The following is a 17,199-nucleotide window of genomic DNA, read 5'->3' as shown; positions in this document are numbered from 1 at the left end:
TAAGATTTATTCATTAAGCTAAATGGTAATTTGTGGTATAGTAGTCATGTGCAATGTTGAGACTGATACCTCAATAGAGTTATTTTTTGTTATATTTAGCAAACGTAATCATAAAAATTAACCTACACAATCACTAAACTTGGTGATTTTTTGAAAGTACATTTATAGAATGTTACATGCAATACTTGTGTCCAAATATTTTTTTTCAGAAAAAGGACACACTTTTTGTGTCTATATTTGAAAAATAAAAAAAAGGACACAAATGAAAAAAACGCCCGAGCTAAAAAATATTCTAGGATTAAACCAAGAGGAAATGGGTATGCTTTTGGGTATACACAGAACCCAATGGACGATGTTCAAATCCGGTGACCGTAGTCTGCCACTGCATGCCCAACAACAATTTGGTGCCTTATTGCAGGGCACACAGAATGAAAAAGTATCAAAAGAAGGTCAGCAACTCCTAAAAGAGGAACAGCATAAAGCAAAGGAAAAGCTAAAACGCGAATATCAAAAGGTGCAGATAAAGCTGCTCCGCACCGAAAGGGAAATCGGTATAGTAGAGAACCATCGTCAAGAATGTCTGGTAGCCTTAAAGGTGGTGGAGTTTTTAGCCAACCAAGAAGAGTATGCCGTGTCGCCAGATCTTATAAAGATTATCAAAACACGAGCAACAAGAACGCTCAGCCGTCACAGTTTACACAAGCTGGAGCTACTACAGTTGCAGAAGGAAACGCTCGAAATGTTAAAATTAAAAATGGAGAAAAAATTAAATCTGTAGGAAAAATAATTAAAAATAAATTCTCTAAATCAAATTTTAAAAAGAAATATTTTCTTATAATGTGTTAAAATTTATGTAAGTAGTTTTTGTTAGAAATTTTTGGTATCGTCTTTGAAAACTGTAAGAGTATTATTGACTTTTTAAAAATTAAATTATGTATTCATTTAGTAGAATTGAGAATGCACCAGATTGCGATTTTTTATTAACATGGGCTTCCAAAGAAAAAGCAGACCTGACTTTAAAGAAATTGAATGAGGAACACTCGGTTTCCGATTACGGAGATACTTCGGTAGAAATCGGAGCTGTTTTGCAAGGGGTAATCGCCGAACTTGCTGCCATTCAAATCATGATTGACAATTTGCCGGCAGGCCCTACCAAACAAGATGCGATTAAAAAGAAAAAAAAGATTGGAATACAGACAATTCGTGTTGGAAAACCGTCAGGAAAGCTATGGTTCTGTAGCCTTACTGGAAAAGCAACTTGATTTAAACCGTATTAACCGCGAACTGGAAGAAGTAGAAGCTTTCATTGCTGGGAGTAACCACACACAAAGCGACTTTATAAAAAAGAAAATAGAATATAGAAAAAGGGCTGTCTCAAACGAGTAGCCCTTTTTTATATGAAATATCTAAGTGTTGATTAAGGTTTAGAAGTTTCCCTTTTTTAATTTTGCTAACTGCTAACTGCTAACTGCTAACTGCTAACTGCTAACTGCTAACTGCTAACTGCTAACTGCTAACTGCTAACTGCTAATTGCTAACTGCTAACTGCTAACTGCTAACTGCTTCTCCCTTTCCCTAAAAACGATACACAAACGCATTAATGTTCATTCCCGCACCTACCGAAGCGAATAGAATTACGTCGCCCTTGTTTATCTCCTGATTTTCAATTTCGCCTTTCAAGATCAAATCGTATAGGGTAGGGACGGTAGCCACACTGCTGTTGCCCAGTTTTTTAATGTTCATGGGCATTACATTCTCAGGAGGTGTAAGCTGGTATAATTTATAGAAACGCTGTACGATGGCTTCGTCCATTTTTTCATTCGCCTGATGAATCAGGATTTTTTTTAGGTCAGCAATTGGGATACCGCTTTTTTCCAGGCAGGATTTCATGGCTGCCGGTACTTGATTCAAAGCAAATTCATAAATCTTACGCCCGTGCATTTTTATGTAGCGGACATCGGGGTTATGGTCTTTATTATAGGATTTTTCGAAGAATAAGAAGTTGCTTTCTTCATAAGTAAAAGAAGCGGTTTCGTGTGAAAGGATTCCGTCGTCACCTTCCGTTAGCTCCAGGACGGTAGCGCCTGCACCATCCGAATAAATCATGCTGTCCCTGTCGTGTATGTCCACCACCCTGGAAAGGGTTTCGGCACCGATTACCAGACATTTTTTTGCCATGCCGGCTCTGATGAACGCTTGTGCCTGAATCATGCCTTCGATCCAGCCCGGACAACCGAACATAACATCGTAAGCAACACATTTTGGGTTTTTTATTTTCAGTTTGTTTTTAACGCGTGATGCCACACTGGGTACGGTATCACTTTGAATGGCGCCGTGCCTGACATCGCCAAAATTATGGGCTACAATGATGTAATCCAGTGTTTCCTTGTCCAGATTAGCATTTTCGATGGCTTTTTCGCCGGCAAAGAAAGCAATGTCAGAAGTATTTAAATTATTTTCTACATAACGGCGTTCCTCAATTCCGGTAATGTCCAGAAATTTTTCGGCAATTACATCATTGGGAACGGCAAAAGTAGAACCGTCCTCATTTAGAAACTGATGACGTGCAAAATCGGTATTCGTAACAACTTGTGTTGGGATGTAACTTCCTGATCCCGTTATTTTTATAGCCATGGCCTGAGTTTTAACCGCACTAAGGTAAGAAATCTGTCGGAGTTACTGTTTAAAAATTAGTTTTCTAACCTTTTTTTACAAAAAAATTAGAGTAAAATTAGTGAGAGTATTAAATGTGTTTTTATTTTTTAGTTTGTAGCTAAAATGTTTTGATTGTGTTCAAAAAGAAAACCCTTCCGTTTCCGAAAGGGTTTCTTGATTTAAAAAATCGTATAAATATTAATTCTCGATATAAGCCTCAATTGGTGCGCAAGAACAAACAAGGTTTCTGTCTCCGTAAGCATCGTCAACACGACGAACAGAAGGCCAGAATTTGTTATCGGCAATGTACTCCAACGGATACGCCGCTTTCTCTCTTGAGTAAGGGAAGTCCCAACGCTCAGCAGTTAGCATAGCCAACGTGTGAGGAGCATTTTTCAATGGGTTGTTAGTGTCATCTGCAGAAGCAACTTCTATTTCTTTTCTGATGGAAATCAACGCGTCACAGAAACGGTCTAATTCGGCTAAATCTTCAGATTCAGTTGGCTCAACCATTAAAGTACCCGCTACCGGGAACGATACTGTTGGTGCGTGGAAACCGTAGTCCATTAAACGTTTTGCGATATCACCTACTTCGATTCCGTTTTGTTTAAACTCACGGCAATCCAAGATCATTTCGTGAGCTGCACGTCCCATTTCTCCTGAATAAAGGATAGGGTAGTGACCTTCGAAACGCGCTTTCATGTAGTTAGCATTTAAAATAGCATGCTCGGTAGAAGAGCGTAAACCTTCAGCACCTAACATACAGATGTAACCGTAAGAAATCAAACATACCAAAGCAGAACCATAAGGCGCAGCAGAGATAGCAGAGATAGCGTCTTTACCACCTGTAGCAACTACAGGGTTAGTTGGTAAGAAGTCAACCAATTTCTCGTTTACGCAGATTGGTCCAACTCCAGGTCCACCACCACCGTGAGGGATAGCGAAAGTTTTGTGTAAGTTCAAGTGACAAACGTCAGCACCAATAGTAGCAGGGTTTGTTAGACCTACCTGTGCGTTCATGTTGGCACCGTCCATATATACCAATCCGCCGTTTTCGTGGATTAGTTTAGTGATTTCAATGATCGAAGATTCGTAAACCCCGTGAGTAGAAGGGTAAGTTACCATCAAACAAGACAAGTCGTCTTTGTGTTCGATAGCTCTTGCTCTTAAATCTTCTACGTCGATGTTTCCTTCCGGAGTAGTTTTAGTTACGATGATTTTCATTCCCGCCATAGCTGCAGAAGCCGGGTTGGTTCCGTGAGCAGAAGATGGGATCAAACATACATTACGGTGTCCTTCACCGCGAGCGATGTGGTAAGCGCGAATTGCCATCAATCCTGCGTATTCACCTTGTGCTCCCGAGTTTGGCTGTAACGAAGTTCCTTTGAAACCTGTAACCACATTCAATTGCTCTTCTAATTTTTTAAGCATTGTCAGGTAACCTTGTGCTTGATCAGCAGGAGCGAACGGGTGCATGCTGTTCCAGTTTGGCATTGAAAGCGGCAACATTTCTGCGGCAGCGTTCAATTTCATCGTACAAGAACCTAAAGAAATCATCGAGTGGTTCAATGATAAGTCTTTACGCTCTAATTTTTTGATATAACGCATCAACTGGCTTTCAGAATGATGGTTGTTGAATACCTCGTGTTGTAAGAACGATGAGGTACGGATTAATTTTTCCGGTAAGTGAGTTTCAGAAGCTAATTCAGAAACGTGAACTGCTGATTTTCCAGCCGCTTCCGCGAAAATAGCAACGATAGTGTTGATGTCGGAAATTGAAGTCGTTTCGTTGAAAGAGATTGAAACGCTTTCGCTGTTCGGGTAGAAGAAGTTTACTTCGTTTTTCTCAGCGATAGCTCTTACTTTAGCAGCGTCAGCTTTCACTAAAATAGTATCGAAGAAAGCAGCGTTCACTTGATTTACACCGATAACTGATAATGCTTTTGCAGTAGTAACTGCCGAAGCGTGTACTTTATCAGCGATGTACTGTAATCCTTTCGGACCGTGGTAAACAGCATACATTCCCGCCATAACCGCTAACAATACCTGAGCGGTACAGATGTTAGAAGTTGCTTTTTCACGTTTGATATGCTGCTCACGAGTACCTAATGCCATACGTAAGGCGCGGTTTCCGTTTACATCGATAGAAACTCCAATAATTCTACCTGGCATCGAACGTTTGTACTCTTCTTTAGTTGCGAAGTAACCTGCGTGAGGACCTCCGTAACCCATCGGGATACCGAAACGCTGTGTAGTACCAACTACTACGTCAGCACCTAATTCTCCAGGAGAAGTTAATTTTGCTAACGATAAGATATCAGCAGCAACGGCTACTTTAATTTCTTTTGATTTTGCTGTATTGATGAAACCTGCGTAATCGAAAACTTGTCCGTATTTACCAGGATATTGTAACATTGCCCCGAAGAAATCTTCTGAAAAATCAAAAGTTTCATGATTGCCGACAACTAACTCAATGTTTAAAGGAGTCGATCGAGTTTGTAAAATCGATAACGTTTGTGGCAAAATTTCTTCCGAAACGAAGAATTTGTTAACGTTGTTTTTCTTTTGGTCGCGCGTTCTTACGTCAAAAAGTAACGTCATTGCTTCCGCTGCAGCTGTTCCTTCATCAAGAAGTGATGCATTGGCGATTTCCATTCCGGTCAATTCGATAACCATAGTCTGGAAGTTCAACAAAGCCTCTAAACGGCCTTGTGCGATTTCAGCCTGATACGGAGTATAAGCCGTGTACCATCCCGGGTTTTCGAAAATGTTTCTTTGGATAGCCGGTGGAACGATCGCTGGGTGGTATCCTAAACCGATATACGATTTGAATACTTTATTTTTTGTGCCTAACTGAGCTATGTGAGTTAAATACTCATATTCCGTCATGGCAGGGTCTAACTGTAAATCTTGTTTTAAACGGATTCCGTCAGGAAAAGTTTCGTAAAGCAATTGGTCCATGTCCTTAACGCCAATGGCTTTGAACATGTGTTGTAAATCCGATTCTCTCGGACCGATGTGTCTTAAAGCAAATGCATCTGTTTTCATCAGTTTTCTCTACTGTTTGTTTAAGTGTTTGGGGCAGAGCCTCAAACTGTGATTACGTTGTGTATTTAAAGGGTACAAAAATAATTATTAATCTGCTAATAAACTCGTTTTTTAACGCCAATTTTTAGAGGATTTTTCAACTTAAATCGACAGTTGTTAACAGATTGATTACTTTTGTAAGGATGCAATTACTCAAAAAGATATTCGATTTTTATCTTCACGGAAGTATCCATGTGGCTTTGTCGGTGTATGCTTTGGTGCGCATGACGTTTCATTTTTTTCATATCACATATGATGAGCCGATGGCATTGTTTGCTTTTTTCGGGACAATTGTAGGTTATAATTTTGTGAAGTACGACGAATTAGTCCGTGCCAAAAAGCTAAAAATAACTACGGAACGAAAGGCGATTGTGGCTTTGAGTGTTTTTTCGTTTTTGGCGACGGTTTACTATTTCTTTCATCTGGAATTTCGAACACAAATGGTGTCGGTGGCTTTTTTGGGATTGACTGTTTTGTATACGCTGCCCGTTTTTCCCAAGATAGGAAATGCCCGAAACTGGGCAGGGGTAAAGATTTATATTGTCGCTTTTTGCTGGGCAGGTATTACGATGTTTTTGCCGATAATTAATGCGGATTTGTCGCTTTCCCATGATGTATGGTTAAAATTCTGCCAGCGCTTTTTACTGGTAATTATCCTGATATTGATTTTTGAAATCATCGATCTGAAACACGACGATGCATCGCTGCAGACCGTTCCGCAAAAGTTGGGTGTTCAAAAGACTAAACTTCTCAACCTGTTCCTGTTGATTCCGTTTTACTTTTTGGAATTCTTACGATCCGATGTTGAGGTATGTCAATTATGGATTAATCTGGTATTGGTTATCGTTATTGCTCTTTTTACCTTTTTTGCCAGTCCGAAACGCTCGAATTACTACACTGATTTTTGGGTTGAAAGTGTCCCCGTTTTTTGGTGGCTGATGGTGGTTTTCTGGAAGTAGGTTTTGGTGCGATAGTTTTTTGTGGCTAAAACGAGATAATTTCTTAAAAAGCAGTATTTTAGTGTTACTAAAAAAGTTGCCATGAAGCATAATTCAAACCGACGTGATTTTCTGAAAACGACCGCACTCGCTGGGTTCGGAGCCTTAATTTTGCCTAATTCGTTGTTTGCCTCTCATGAAAGAGTGGTTAAAAAAGTCCGCTTGGGATTTATTGCAACGGGTCTCAGAGGGCAAGGGCATATGCAGGAAATGCTAAAAAGGGATGATGTTGAGATTGTGGCTATTGCCGATCCAGACAAAAAGATGCTTGCGATGGCTCAGAAACTGGTGGCAAAGTATAAGAAGCCGGCTCCTAAAGAATTTTCCAATGGCAATAACGATTACAAAAATCTCCTAAAAGAAGATATAGATGCTGTAATCATATCGTCTCCATGGGAGTGGCATAAAGAACAAGGTATTGATGCCATGCGTGCAGGAAAGATTGTCGGTATGGAAGTTTGCGGTGCCATGAAACTTTCTGATTGCTGGGATTACGTAAAAACTTATGAGGAAACCAAAGTGCCGATAATGATGCTAGAGAATGTTTGTTATCGCCGCGATATAATGGCAGTGCTGAACATGGTGCGCAAAGGAATGTTCGGGGAATTGATCCACGGTCAGGGCGGGTACGAACATGATTTGAGAGGCGTACTGTTTAACGACGGTCAAAGCCCATATAATTCGGGTGTTGAATTTGGAGAAAAAGGATATAGCGAAGCCAAATGGAGAACCAATCATTACATTAACCGAAACGGCGAATTGTATCCAACTCACGGGTTAGGCCCTGTGGCTGTTATGTTTGATATCAACAGGGGAAATCGACTGTTGCGTCTTTCTTCATTTTCGAGCAAAGCAAGAGGTTTGAATAAATACATCGTCGAACATCCCAAAGGTGGGAAGGAGCATCCTAACGCAAAAGTGAAATTCAAACAAGGTGATGTTGTTACCACACAGATACAATGTGCAAATGGAGAAACTATTTTACTGACGCATGATACCAGTTTGCAGCGTCCCTATAATTTAGGATTCCGCGTGCAGGGAACGGAAGGGTTGTGGCAGGATTTTGGTGCCGGTGAACTGAACAAGGGCTTTATTTATTTTGAGAAAGCCATGAAAAAAACACATGAATGGGAGACGACCGAAAAATGGCTTACCGAAAACGACCACCCATTATGGCAACGTTATTCTAAAGATGCTGAAAGTTCAGGGCATGGAGGAATGGATTTCTTCGTGGATAATACCTTTATTGAATGTATCAAACGAAATGTGGAATTTCCGCTGGATGTTTATGATCTGGCAACTTGGTACGCTATTACCCCTTTAAGTGAAATGTCCGTCGAGAATAACGGTGCTGTTCAGGAAATTCCAGATTTTACTAGCGGTGCCTGGAAAAACCGTAAACCTGTTTTTGGCTTCGATGGAGCATTCTAAAACCTATAAAACGCTTGTGATTTTAGCCGGTGGGTTAGGTTCCCGGTATAAAGGCCTGAAGCAAACCGATGCTTTGTGGACTTCGGGCGAGACGTTGCTTGAGTTTTCAATTTTTGATGCAATTCTTGCCGGATTTAATAAGTTTGTCTTAATTGTAAATCCGCATATCGCTAAAGATTATTTCACGAGACTGGAACAAATCGGCATTAAAAAAAATGTCGAGATGCATTTTGTTCCTCAGGAAATGGATGGTTTTGTGTCTGAAAAATATATTGGTTTGGCTAAGGAACGGAGCAAGCCCTGGGGAACGGCACATGCGGTTTTGACGGCTAAATCAGTGGTAAACGAGTCTTTTGTTGTTATTAATGCAGATGATTTTTATGGTCGGACTTCTTACATTAGAATTATGGAATCAATGTCGGCAGATACTATAAAAAACGACAGCTATGAAATGATTGCTTTCCCTGTCAATGCGACGCTGAGTGAAAATGGCCCTGTTTCCAGAGGTGTCTGCAGAGTGGATGATGCGTATAATCTGATTGAAGTTGTAGAGCATACTCACATACAAAGACAAGGTTCAGAAATTATATCTGAAACGGCAGCAGGTACGGAAATTTTAAATGAAAAGGATTTGGTTTCGATGAATTTCTGGTGTTTTCATCCTTCGGTTTTTGATTTTTTGCAAGATCAATTTTTGCGATACCTTCAAGAAGGAGCCGATTTAAAATCCGAATTCTATATTCCTGAAGCGATTCAGAATATGATAAACGATCATTATATTAAAGTTGAAGTCCATCAATCGAATTCTCAATGGATGGGGCTTACGTATCCTGAAGATAAAGATGTTTTGAAAGTGTTTCTTTCCGGTGAAATCAAAAAAGGAAATTATCCGGCTCAACTTTGGTAGTATGGAAAAGGTTCGGCAGATTGCAGCTAAATTTCTCCCAACTTCCTTAACGGATATCTGTGTTTCGGAAATTGGACACGGATTGATTAATGCAACTTATCTGATAACCGATTCCAAAACGAATAAGGATTATGTCCTTCAAAAAATAAACAATACTGTCTTTAAGGATGTGAATGCGCTTTCTCATAACACCAATAGCGTGATTGCTTTTCTAAAGCAATCGGATTATCCGTTGGAAGTTAGTTCGCCAATACCTACACAGGATAACAAGCCGTTATTTTTAGATGAAAATAATGATCCGTGGAGGATGTTTACTTATATAAAAGACAGTGTTTCGTTGACTAAGGCTGATTCACCGGCTCTTGCCTTTGAAGCGGCTAAAGCATTCAGCGAGTTTTATCAAGTGATGAACAGTCCTTCCGGCGAAATAAAACTACAACCGGTGCTTCCGGATTTCATAAATTTCGAAAAAAGGATTTTGGATTATAAAACTGCCTTGGCGGGTGCGTCGGAAGAACGTAAAACAGCTTCGGCTTCTGTGGTGCAGTTCGTTAACGATCATCTTGAATTGCCAAATGCCTGGATTGAACTGCAGAAAAATGGGCTGCTTCCGAAAAGAATTATTCATGCCGATCCGAAAATCAGTAATGTGCTGTTTCATGAAACAAAGCGCGAGGCAATTGCCGTAATCGATTTGGATACCGTAATGGAAGGGACACTGCTCTACGATTTTGGCGATATGATTAGGTCCTATACCAATACTACAGCGGATGAAAGTACAATTTCAGGCCAAGCTAATTTTGATCCGGAACTTTTTGCTGCTGCTAAGAAAGGTTTTCTGTCCTCTCTTGAAAAAGTTCTAGAACCTATTGAAAAGGAAAATCTGGATTATGCGGCTAAAGTGGTTGTATTCATTCAGGCAATCCGGTTTTTGACCGACTACTTAAGCGGAGATGTTTACTATCAGATCTCCTTTGAAAATCATAATTTATACCGCACCGTCAATCAGATTAATTTGCTGAAAGGGATTTTGGCTTTTTGTTAATGGATTACATTTTTTCTTTATGTTGATATTCTGATTGGATACTCAGGTTTCAAAAAAGGCTGATTATAAATCTCTGCCATCGGCAATCTGTTTAGAATCTTCAAAATATAGTAATGGCTACTGTAAAACAGGGAAGCCTATTTTTTAACCTAAGCGGAAGAGTGTTTTTCTATGGTTTTTTGCTCATGCTTATTGACGGAAGCCTACTTGCTTGTTGTTTGTAAATCTGCATTGTTTTTTTTGAAAATAAATATTAATAATTGGAAATAGGCTGGTTTTATTTTTTTTTAAAACAATGTTTAATTTCTAACTTTAAGTTTTTTTTATTATTTATATATTGTTTCGAACTATTATTTTTTTGTTAAAAAACTACTTTTTTGGCTAAATATGTATTTTTTTAAAAACATTGTTATATTAGGGATAAAATGTTAATTTCTTGGGAAATAAAATTTTTTACAATGTTAATTCTGTGTAGATTCGTGACCAACTATTAACAAAAATTTTTTATTTTATGAAGAAAAAATACATTAAAGGGCCGGATGAGCCATCGTCCGGGCTTCTGATGAGGTCACAAAAGCTGCTCGTGCTGCTTTTGTTCGTTTTTTTTGGAGTTTCAAATGTCCGGGGACAACAACCGGTTACGGTTTACGGTGCTTTAACAGGTAACGGAAACTATGCTACTTTGGGCGCGGCATTCACGGCCATTGGAACTTCTCAAACCGGGGCTAATATCACTATTGATATTTCCGGGGATACTGATGAGCTTACCACCGCAAAACTTAATGCGGGGGATTGGTCATCCTTGACAATTAAACCGGTCGGAGGAAATAGGACAATTTCAGGTACTTTGGCTTCTGAGTTGATTCTGCTTAATGGAGCGGATAATGTTACCATAGACGGTTTGTATTCAGGAGGAAAAGGGCTGACAATTTCCAATTTAAGTACGTCAGCTAATGCCAATACCTCCACTATAAGTTTCGTGGGAGATGCTACTGGCAATACAGTAACGAACTGTAATATATTAGGTTCAAGTACAAATAATGTAACTACTGCAGGGGGAGTAGTGTTTTTCGGTACAGGACCTGAAACCGGTAATGACGGAAATACTATTTCAAGCTGTGATATTGGTCCGGCGGGAGCGGCTCTTCCGACTAAACTAATTTTCTCATTGGGGACAAATACAAGTGAAATTATTTGTAACAGTGAGATAACAATCAGCGATTGTAATTTGTACGACTTTTTTAATGCAGCTAATTATTGTGCGGCAATTTATGCTTCGACAGGAAGTTCTGCCTGGAACATAACAGGTAATAGAGTTTACCAGACGGCGACACGTACGTTTACCTCTGGTTATGTAATGTATGGTATTTATTTTTCCAGTGGTAATTATGGTAATGGTGTACGTATCATCGGGAATACCGTAGGATACGATTCTAATGCAGGTTCCGGTACATTAAGAATTGCTGCGGGATCAACACCTGGAAGTTTTACTGGTATTTTTAGCAATACTTCGCCTACTGCATCTGAAACATGTTATATTGCTGATAACACTATCGCTAATGTAACTTTGACATCTACTGCAGGTGGTACTGTATATGGAATTAGCAATGGCGTAACGACAGGTACCAGCAATACGATTGCTATAGAAGGGAATACAATCAAGAATATTTCTTCTGTTGGTCATACAGGTATTTTTTACGGTATTTCCGCAGGAGCTGCTGCTACATTGAATTGTAGTCGCAACACCCTTGAAAATTTGTCAAGGACTGTGACGGGGATTTTTTATGGTATTAATTATGGTGCAGCTGCGAGTGTAACAGTTGATCGTAATACAATTACAAATTTAAGTTCTACGGGCACTACAGGTACAGCTGCCATGGCTGCGATTTATTCATCGACAACTTCCATGGTTGAGACAGTTAGCAATAATACGATTACAGGCTTAACTTCTTCATCAACAGGTGCGCAACCGATAGATGGTATTAAGACCGGAACGGGTGTAGAAAATAAAAAGATTCAAAATAATATTGTGAGTAATATTACTGTTCCGGCTACGTCAACAGGTACTGTTAATGGAATCCGAATGGCTAACGCAGGTGTTCTTAATGTCATTTCAGGGAACACTATCGGTTCATTTTCAGGAGGAAACGGTGGGATCAATGGTATTGCTATGTCGGCAGGAACCACTAACAATGTTTATAACAATAAAGTCTACGGATTAAATGGTCCGGGAGCTGCATCTCAGGTTATTGGTTTTGCTATTACAGGTGGTGGAACCTATAGTATTTATAATAATATTATGGGTGATTTAACTGCGCCAGTGGCGACAAACGGTGGAGTTGAACCTCATCAGGTAATCGGTATTAACTCTTGGGGGATGCCTATGAATCTATACAATAATACCATTGTACTGAACGGTTTAAATACCGGAACTAATTTCGGATCGAGCGCTGTGTCTAGTGGAGGTCCGTTAACGCTGCGAAACAATATTTTGATTAATAATCTGCCGTCCAGAGGTATAGGTGTATCTGTAGTATTGAGACTGGCAGGTGGTATATCGCCTTATGACGCATCATCTAATAATAATTTATTAGCAGGTACTAACATCCATGTAAAAAACCAAGCCGCAGGCCCAGTAACGAATGATTTAGATGTAACATTGGCTGCATTTAAAATCAGAGCTGCAGGCCGCGATGTTTCGTCGGTAACTGAGAATCCTACTTTCGTAAGTACGGTAGGTTCCAATCCAAATTATTTACATATTGATACTACTGTGCCTACACAAATCGAAAGTGGCGGTGCTCCAATTACAGGAGTAACTGATGATTTTGATGGGAATACCAGAAGCGCAACTACTCCGGATATTGGAGCTGATGAGTTTACAGGGATTGCTCTTGACTTAACGGGGCCTATAGTTGTCCATACTCCGGATCCAACATGTGCTTCGGGAAGCAGAACTATTTCGGCAACTTTTACAGATGCTTCGGGTGTGCCTACATCGGGTGCCGGTTTGCCGGTAGCTTATTGGAGAATAAACTCAGGGGCTTATACTCCTGCGGTAGGAACGTTTAATGCAGGAACTGGTGCTTATGAGTTTACCATAGGTACAGGAAGTGTTTTGGGTGACGGTGTTTATTACTATTTTGTTGCACAGGACAATGTTGCAACTCCAAATGTGTCGGTATATCCTCCTCTTGGTGCAGCAGGATTTACTGTTAACCCTCCTGCAGCAACACCACCAACAACGCCACTTACGCTGGCAACTCCTATGACTGGTAATTATACAGTAGGGGTTGGTGGAAATTATACAACATTGACTGCAGCGGTTTCGGATTATAATAAAAGATGTCTGAACGGACCGATAACTTTTACTTTGACTGATCTATCGTATGCGTCCGAAACGTATCCGATTATCATTCGTCAAAATGCAGATGCTAGTGTGGTTAAGACCCTTACGATTAAACCTGCTTCAGGTGTTACGGCAACAATTTCAGGGAGTGTGGCTTCTGAGTTGATTCAATTCAATGGTGCGGACTATGTTATTATTGATGGTTTGAATTCAGGTTCAAGCACACTGACAATTACAAATACTAATGCAACTGCAACTGCCGGTACGATTAAATTTCAGAACGATGCAACTAATAATACCATCACGAACAGTTTTGTGTTGGGTTCAACTACTGTAGCCAATACAGTAGCGGGAGGTGTGATTTTCTTTGGAACTGGTACTGCAACTGGGAATGACGGGAATACGATTTCGAATTGTAATATCGGTCCTGCGGGGACCCTTCCTTCTAAATTAATTGGAAGTATCGGTTCTACGACGGATGCAACGATTGCGAACAGTGGTATAACGATTACTAATTGTAATTTCTACGATTACTTTATGTCTTCCGGATGTTCTGCGATTTATGCAGGTGCAGGGAATACAGATTGGACTATCACAAACAACAAAATGTATCAAACGGCGACCCGTAATTTTGGGGCTGCAGGGATTTTGTATGGTATTGCTTTTAGTAATGGAGCTGGTGAAAATTTACAGATTACCGGAAATACTATAGGGTATGCTGACAATTTAGGAACTGGAAATATGGTTTTGACTGGAACCGTTGCAGGGGAATTTCAAGGTATTTATTTTACTACCTCTCCTACGGCTGCAACTGTTTCTAATATAAATAACAATAGGATTGCGAATATTTCATTAGCGTCCAGTACAGGAAGATTTTTTGGTATTTACAATGGTTCAGGAGCTGCTTCAAATACAATCAATATTAATGGTAACGTTGTTAAGAATATTGTAACTACGACTACTACCGGTATTGTTAATCCGATTTATGCGGGACAGGCAGCTACATTAAATTGTAATAATAATACAATTGATACTGTTTCCAGAACTGGTATTGGAAGTTTCTATGGTATTAACTACGCTCAGTGTACAAATGCTACGTTCGATACGAATATTATTACTAATTTAAGTTCGACAGCTACAGCAGGAACAACTACTTTTGCTGGTTTTTATGCTAATTCAGCCTCTGCAACGGAGACATTTACAAACAATACAATCAGTAATTTGTCATCGTTATCTACGGCGCTTATTCCAATTAACGGTATTTGGAATAATATTTCTGTAGCTACAGGGGATAGAATTTTCCGAAATAACACTATAAGTGATTTTTCGCTTCCGGCGACAAGTACAGGTGCAATGTACGGAATCAGAATGCCGAATAGTGGTGCTTTAAATGAGATTTCCGGTAATACCATTCATACGTTTACGGGAGGAAGTACAATGCAAGCTATTAGTATAGGCGGAGGTACAACTAACAATATATTCAAAAATAAAATCTACGGATTGAGTTCAGCTTCGATAGGTTCAGTTTCTTTAAATGGTATGTATTTTAATGGTGGAACAACTAATAATGTCTATAACAATATTATTGGAAATATAACTGCTCCAGCTACAAATCTTACAGGAACACCTACTCAGGTGAATGGTATGACTGTAGCGGCTCCAACCCCAGCTATCAATCTGTATCACAATACAATCGTACTTAGTGGGACAAGTTCCGGAGCTACTTTCGGATCGAGTGTCATCAATAGCGGAACAAGTGCTGTGTTAGTTATGCGTAACAATATTTTTGTTAATAATTGTGTTGCTACCGGTACAGGGGAGGCTGCTGTGATAAGAAGAGGTGGTCTTGCAGGTTATGATGCAACATCTAACAATAATCTTTTTTATGCAGCTGTTTATTATACAGAAGCCAATGGAACTAAAGATTTGCTTTTGGATACTTTCAAAAATAGATTAGCGGGTGCAGAAAGTCTTTCTGTAAGTGAGAATCCGACTTTCTTAAGTATGGTAGGTTCAGATCCGACTTTCTTGCACATTAATCCTGCAGTGCCAACTCAAATTGAAGGTGCCGGTGCAAACATTACTTCTGTTTTAACCGATTTTGACGGAAATCCAAGACATGCAACGGCGCCGGATTTAGGTGCTGACGAATTTGCGGGGACACCTCTGACAGCGGTGGTTATCAATACTATTGGGATTACTCCTTCTGGTAATCAATGTACTGCGGTAGACAAAACCGTTACAGCTAACGTTACTGCAGGAGGGAATGCAATCACTTCGGTTGTATTGAAATATTGGTTTAATGGAGTGGCACAAACGCCTATCACAATGACAGGTGGAACGCTAACGGCAGGAACAACATCTGATTTTACAGCAACAATTCCTGCAATATCTAATGTGAACGTTACTTGGGAGGTGTATGCAACCGATGCTGTAACGACTAAATTAAAAGCGGGGACTGCATATAAAGATGCACCTTTATTCGGTCTTGTTGGGGCTGCTTCGGCTTCTTTAAATAATCTTTGTTCAGGAGGTTCTTCTGTTTTATCTGCCAGTATGGTGCCTCAAACAACATACTACAGTAATTCTTTTGAAACTGGGGTGACTGAGTTTGCAGGAGGTGCTGTTGCAGGTACAGCTAATTTAACGCAGTCTACGACCTATGCGTCTAATGGAACTGCTTCAATGTATTTAAAACCGGTGGGAGTTAATTCGAATGTATATGCGAACCTTGCTTCTAATGTTGATTTGAGTACTTTACCTCAAGCTTATCTGACGTTTTCTCACATTGCGGGAATGGAAGGTCCATCAACAGCAACCGATTTAGGTTATGTGGAATATTCTACAGATGGAGGAACCAACTGGATTGTATTCCCTACATCGAGCTACCAAGGAGCTGGGACATTGTTCAATTCAGCAGTATGTTTTTCGGCAAAAAGTTATACTAACTGGACCAGTGCATTTGTTGCGGCTGGGTCAACGCCAAACAATTCTTTATGGCAGAGTGAAACGATTGCGATTCCAACGGCGGCTTTAACGTCGCAATTCAGAATCCGTTTCCGATATATAGTAAACAATATTAATAATTATTATGGTTGGTTGATTGACAATGTGAAAATTGTTTCAGGAGCACCATCGGCTATAACTAATTATTCATGGTCAGACGGAACTACGGTAGTTGGAACAACTAACAATCTTTCTGTATCGCCAACAGCTACTACAACCTATACTGCTACATTAACTTCCGGAGGATGTACAGTAACTACGCCTCCTGTAACTGTAACTGTAAATACAACGGCTCAGCCGTCTGCATCAGCACATGTTTTCTGTGGTAATGCAACAGTTGCAAGTTTAAATGCGGCAGGAAATGGAGTTCAGTGGTATGCTGGACCAACGGGTGGAGTACCTATGTCACCGGCAGATGCTTTAGCAACTGGGACTTATTATGTTACTCAAACGATTTCAGGATGTGAGAGTCCAAGAATGGCGGTTCCTGTAACTATCGGAACTGCTCAACCAACAGCTTCTGCACAGACTTTCTGTACTGCTGCAACTGTAGCGGATTTAACGGCAACGGCGACAGGAACAGCAATTCAATGCTATGCTGCACCAACAGGTGGTTCGGCTTTATCGTCGACTGATGCTTTATCTACAAACACTTATTATGTTACACAAACAATTTCAGGATGTGAGAGTCCGAGATTAGCAGTTGCTGTAACAGTAAATA

8 protein-coding genes and 1 pseudogene are annotated in these 17,199 nt (G+C 40.0%); 7 read left to right on the top strand and 2 right to left on the bottom strand.

The genetic code is table 11. From position 1 onward, the window contains the following. Positions 1-262: 262 nt before the first annotated feature. Together FEDK69T_RS11930 and FEDK69T_RS11925 are read left to right on the top strand one after the other, a co-directional pair. Positions 263-778, top strand: coding sequence for a hypothetical protein (locus FEDK69T_RS11930; protein ID WP_023574422.1), 516 nt, complete (start codon positions 263-265; stop codon positions 776-778). A gap of 154 nt (positions 779-932) precedes the next feature. Then, positions 933-1,262 carry a hypothetical protein gene (locus FEDK69T_RS11925; protein WP_023574421.1) on the top strand — a complete coding sequence of 110 codons (330 nt, stop codon included), beginning with the start codon at positions 933-935 and terminating at the stop codon, positions 1,260-1,262. Between the two features lie 313 nt (positions 1,263-1,575). Here FEDK69T_RS11925 and FEDK69T_RS11920 read toward each other — a convergent pair whose 3' ends face one another. Together FEDK69T_RS11920 and gcvP are read right to left on the bottom strand one after the other, a co-directional pair. Then, complete coding sequence (locus FEDK69T_RS11920) at positions 1,576-2,634, bottom strand: 3-oxoacyl-ACP synthase III family protein (RefSeq protein ID WP_023574420.1); 1,059 nt, start codon at positions 2,632-2,634, stop codon at positions 1,576-1,578. Between the two features lie 219 nt (positions 2,635-2,853). Continuing rightward, positions 2,854-5,703: an aminomethyl-transferring glycine dehydrogenase gene (gene gcvP / locus FEDK69T_RS11915; protein ID WP_023574419.1), complete on the bottom strand. Its 2,850-nt coding sequence runs from the start codon at positions 5,701-5,703 to the stop codon at positions 2,854-2,856. 182 nt (positions 5,704-5,885) lie between these two features. On the opposite strand from gcvP, the gene FEDK69T_RS11910 reads away from it, so the two are divergent. From FEDK69T_RS11910 to FEDK69T_RS11890, 5 genes and pseudogenes are all read left to right on the top strand, one after another. Continuing rightward, a complete protein-coding gene (locus FEDK69T_RS11910) occupies positions 5,886-6,701 on the top strand; it encodes a UbiA prenyltransferase family protein (protein ID WP_023574418.1) in 816 nt (271 codons plus the stop codon). Between the two features lie 81 nt (positions 6,702-6,782). After that, entirely contained in the window at positions 6,783-8,171 is a 1,389-nt protein-coding gene (locus FEDK69T_RS11905; protein WP_023574417.1) for a Gfo/Idh/MocA family protein, read from the top strand. Beyond that, positions 8,158-9,078 carry a nucleotidyltransferase family protein gene (locus FEDK69T_RS11900; protein ID WP_035629544.1) on the top strand — a complete coding sequence of 307 codons (921 nt, stop codon included), beginning with the start codon at positions 8,158-8,160 and terminating at the stop codon, positions 9,076-9,078. The genes FEDK69T_RS11905 and FEDK69T_RS11900 overlap by 14 nt, the downstream gene beginning before the upstream one ends. A gap of 1 nt (position 9,079) precedes the next feature. Continuing rightward, positions 9,080-10,123, top strand: coding sequence for a phosphotransferase enzyme family protein (locus FEDK69T_RS11895; protein WP_023574415.1), 1,044 nt, complete (start codon positions 9,080-9,082; stop codon positions 10,121-10,123). A 511-nt stretch (positions 10,124-10,634) separates the two neighbouring features. Beyond that, positions 10,635-17,199: pseudogene (locus tag FEDK69T_RS11890) on the top strand (hypothetical protein); the annotation flags it as partial.

This window comes from Flavobacterium enshiense DK69 (genome assembly GCF_000498495.1).
Lineage (GTDB): Bacteria > Bacteroidota > Bacteroidia > Flavobacteriales > Flavobacteriaceae > Flavobacterium > Flavobacterium enshiense.
This window is presented reverse-complemented; position numbering and strand designations above follow the sequence as displayed.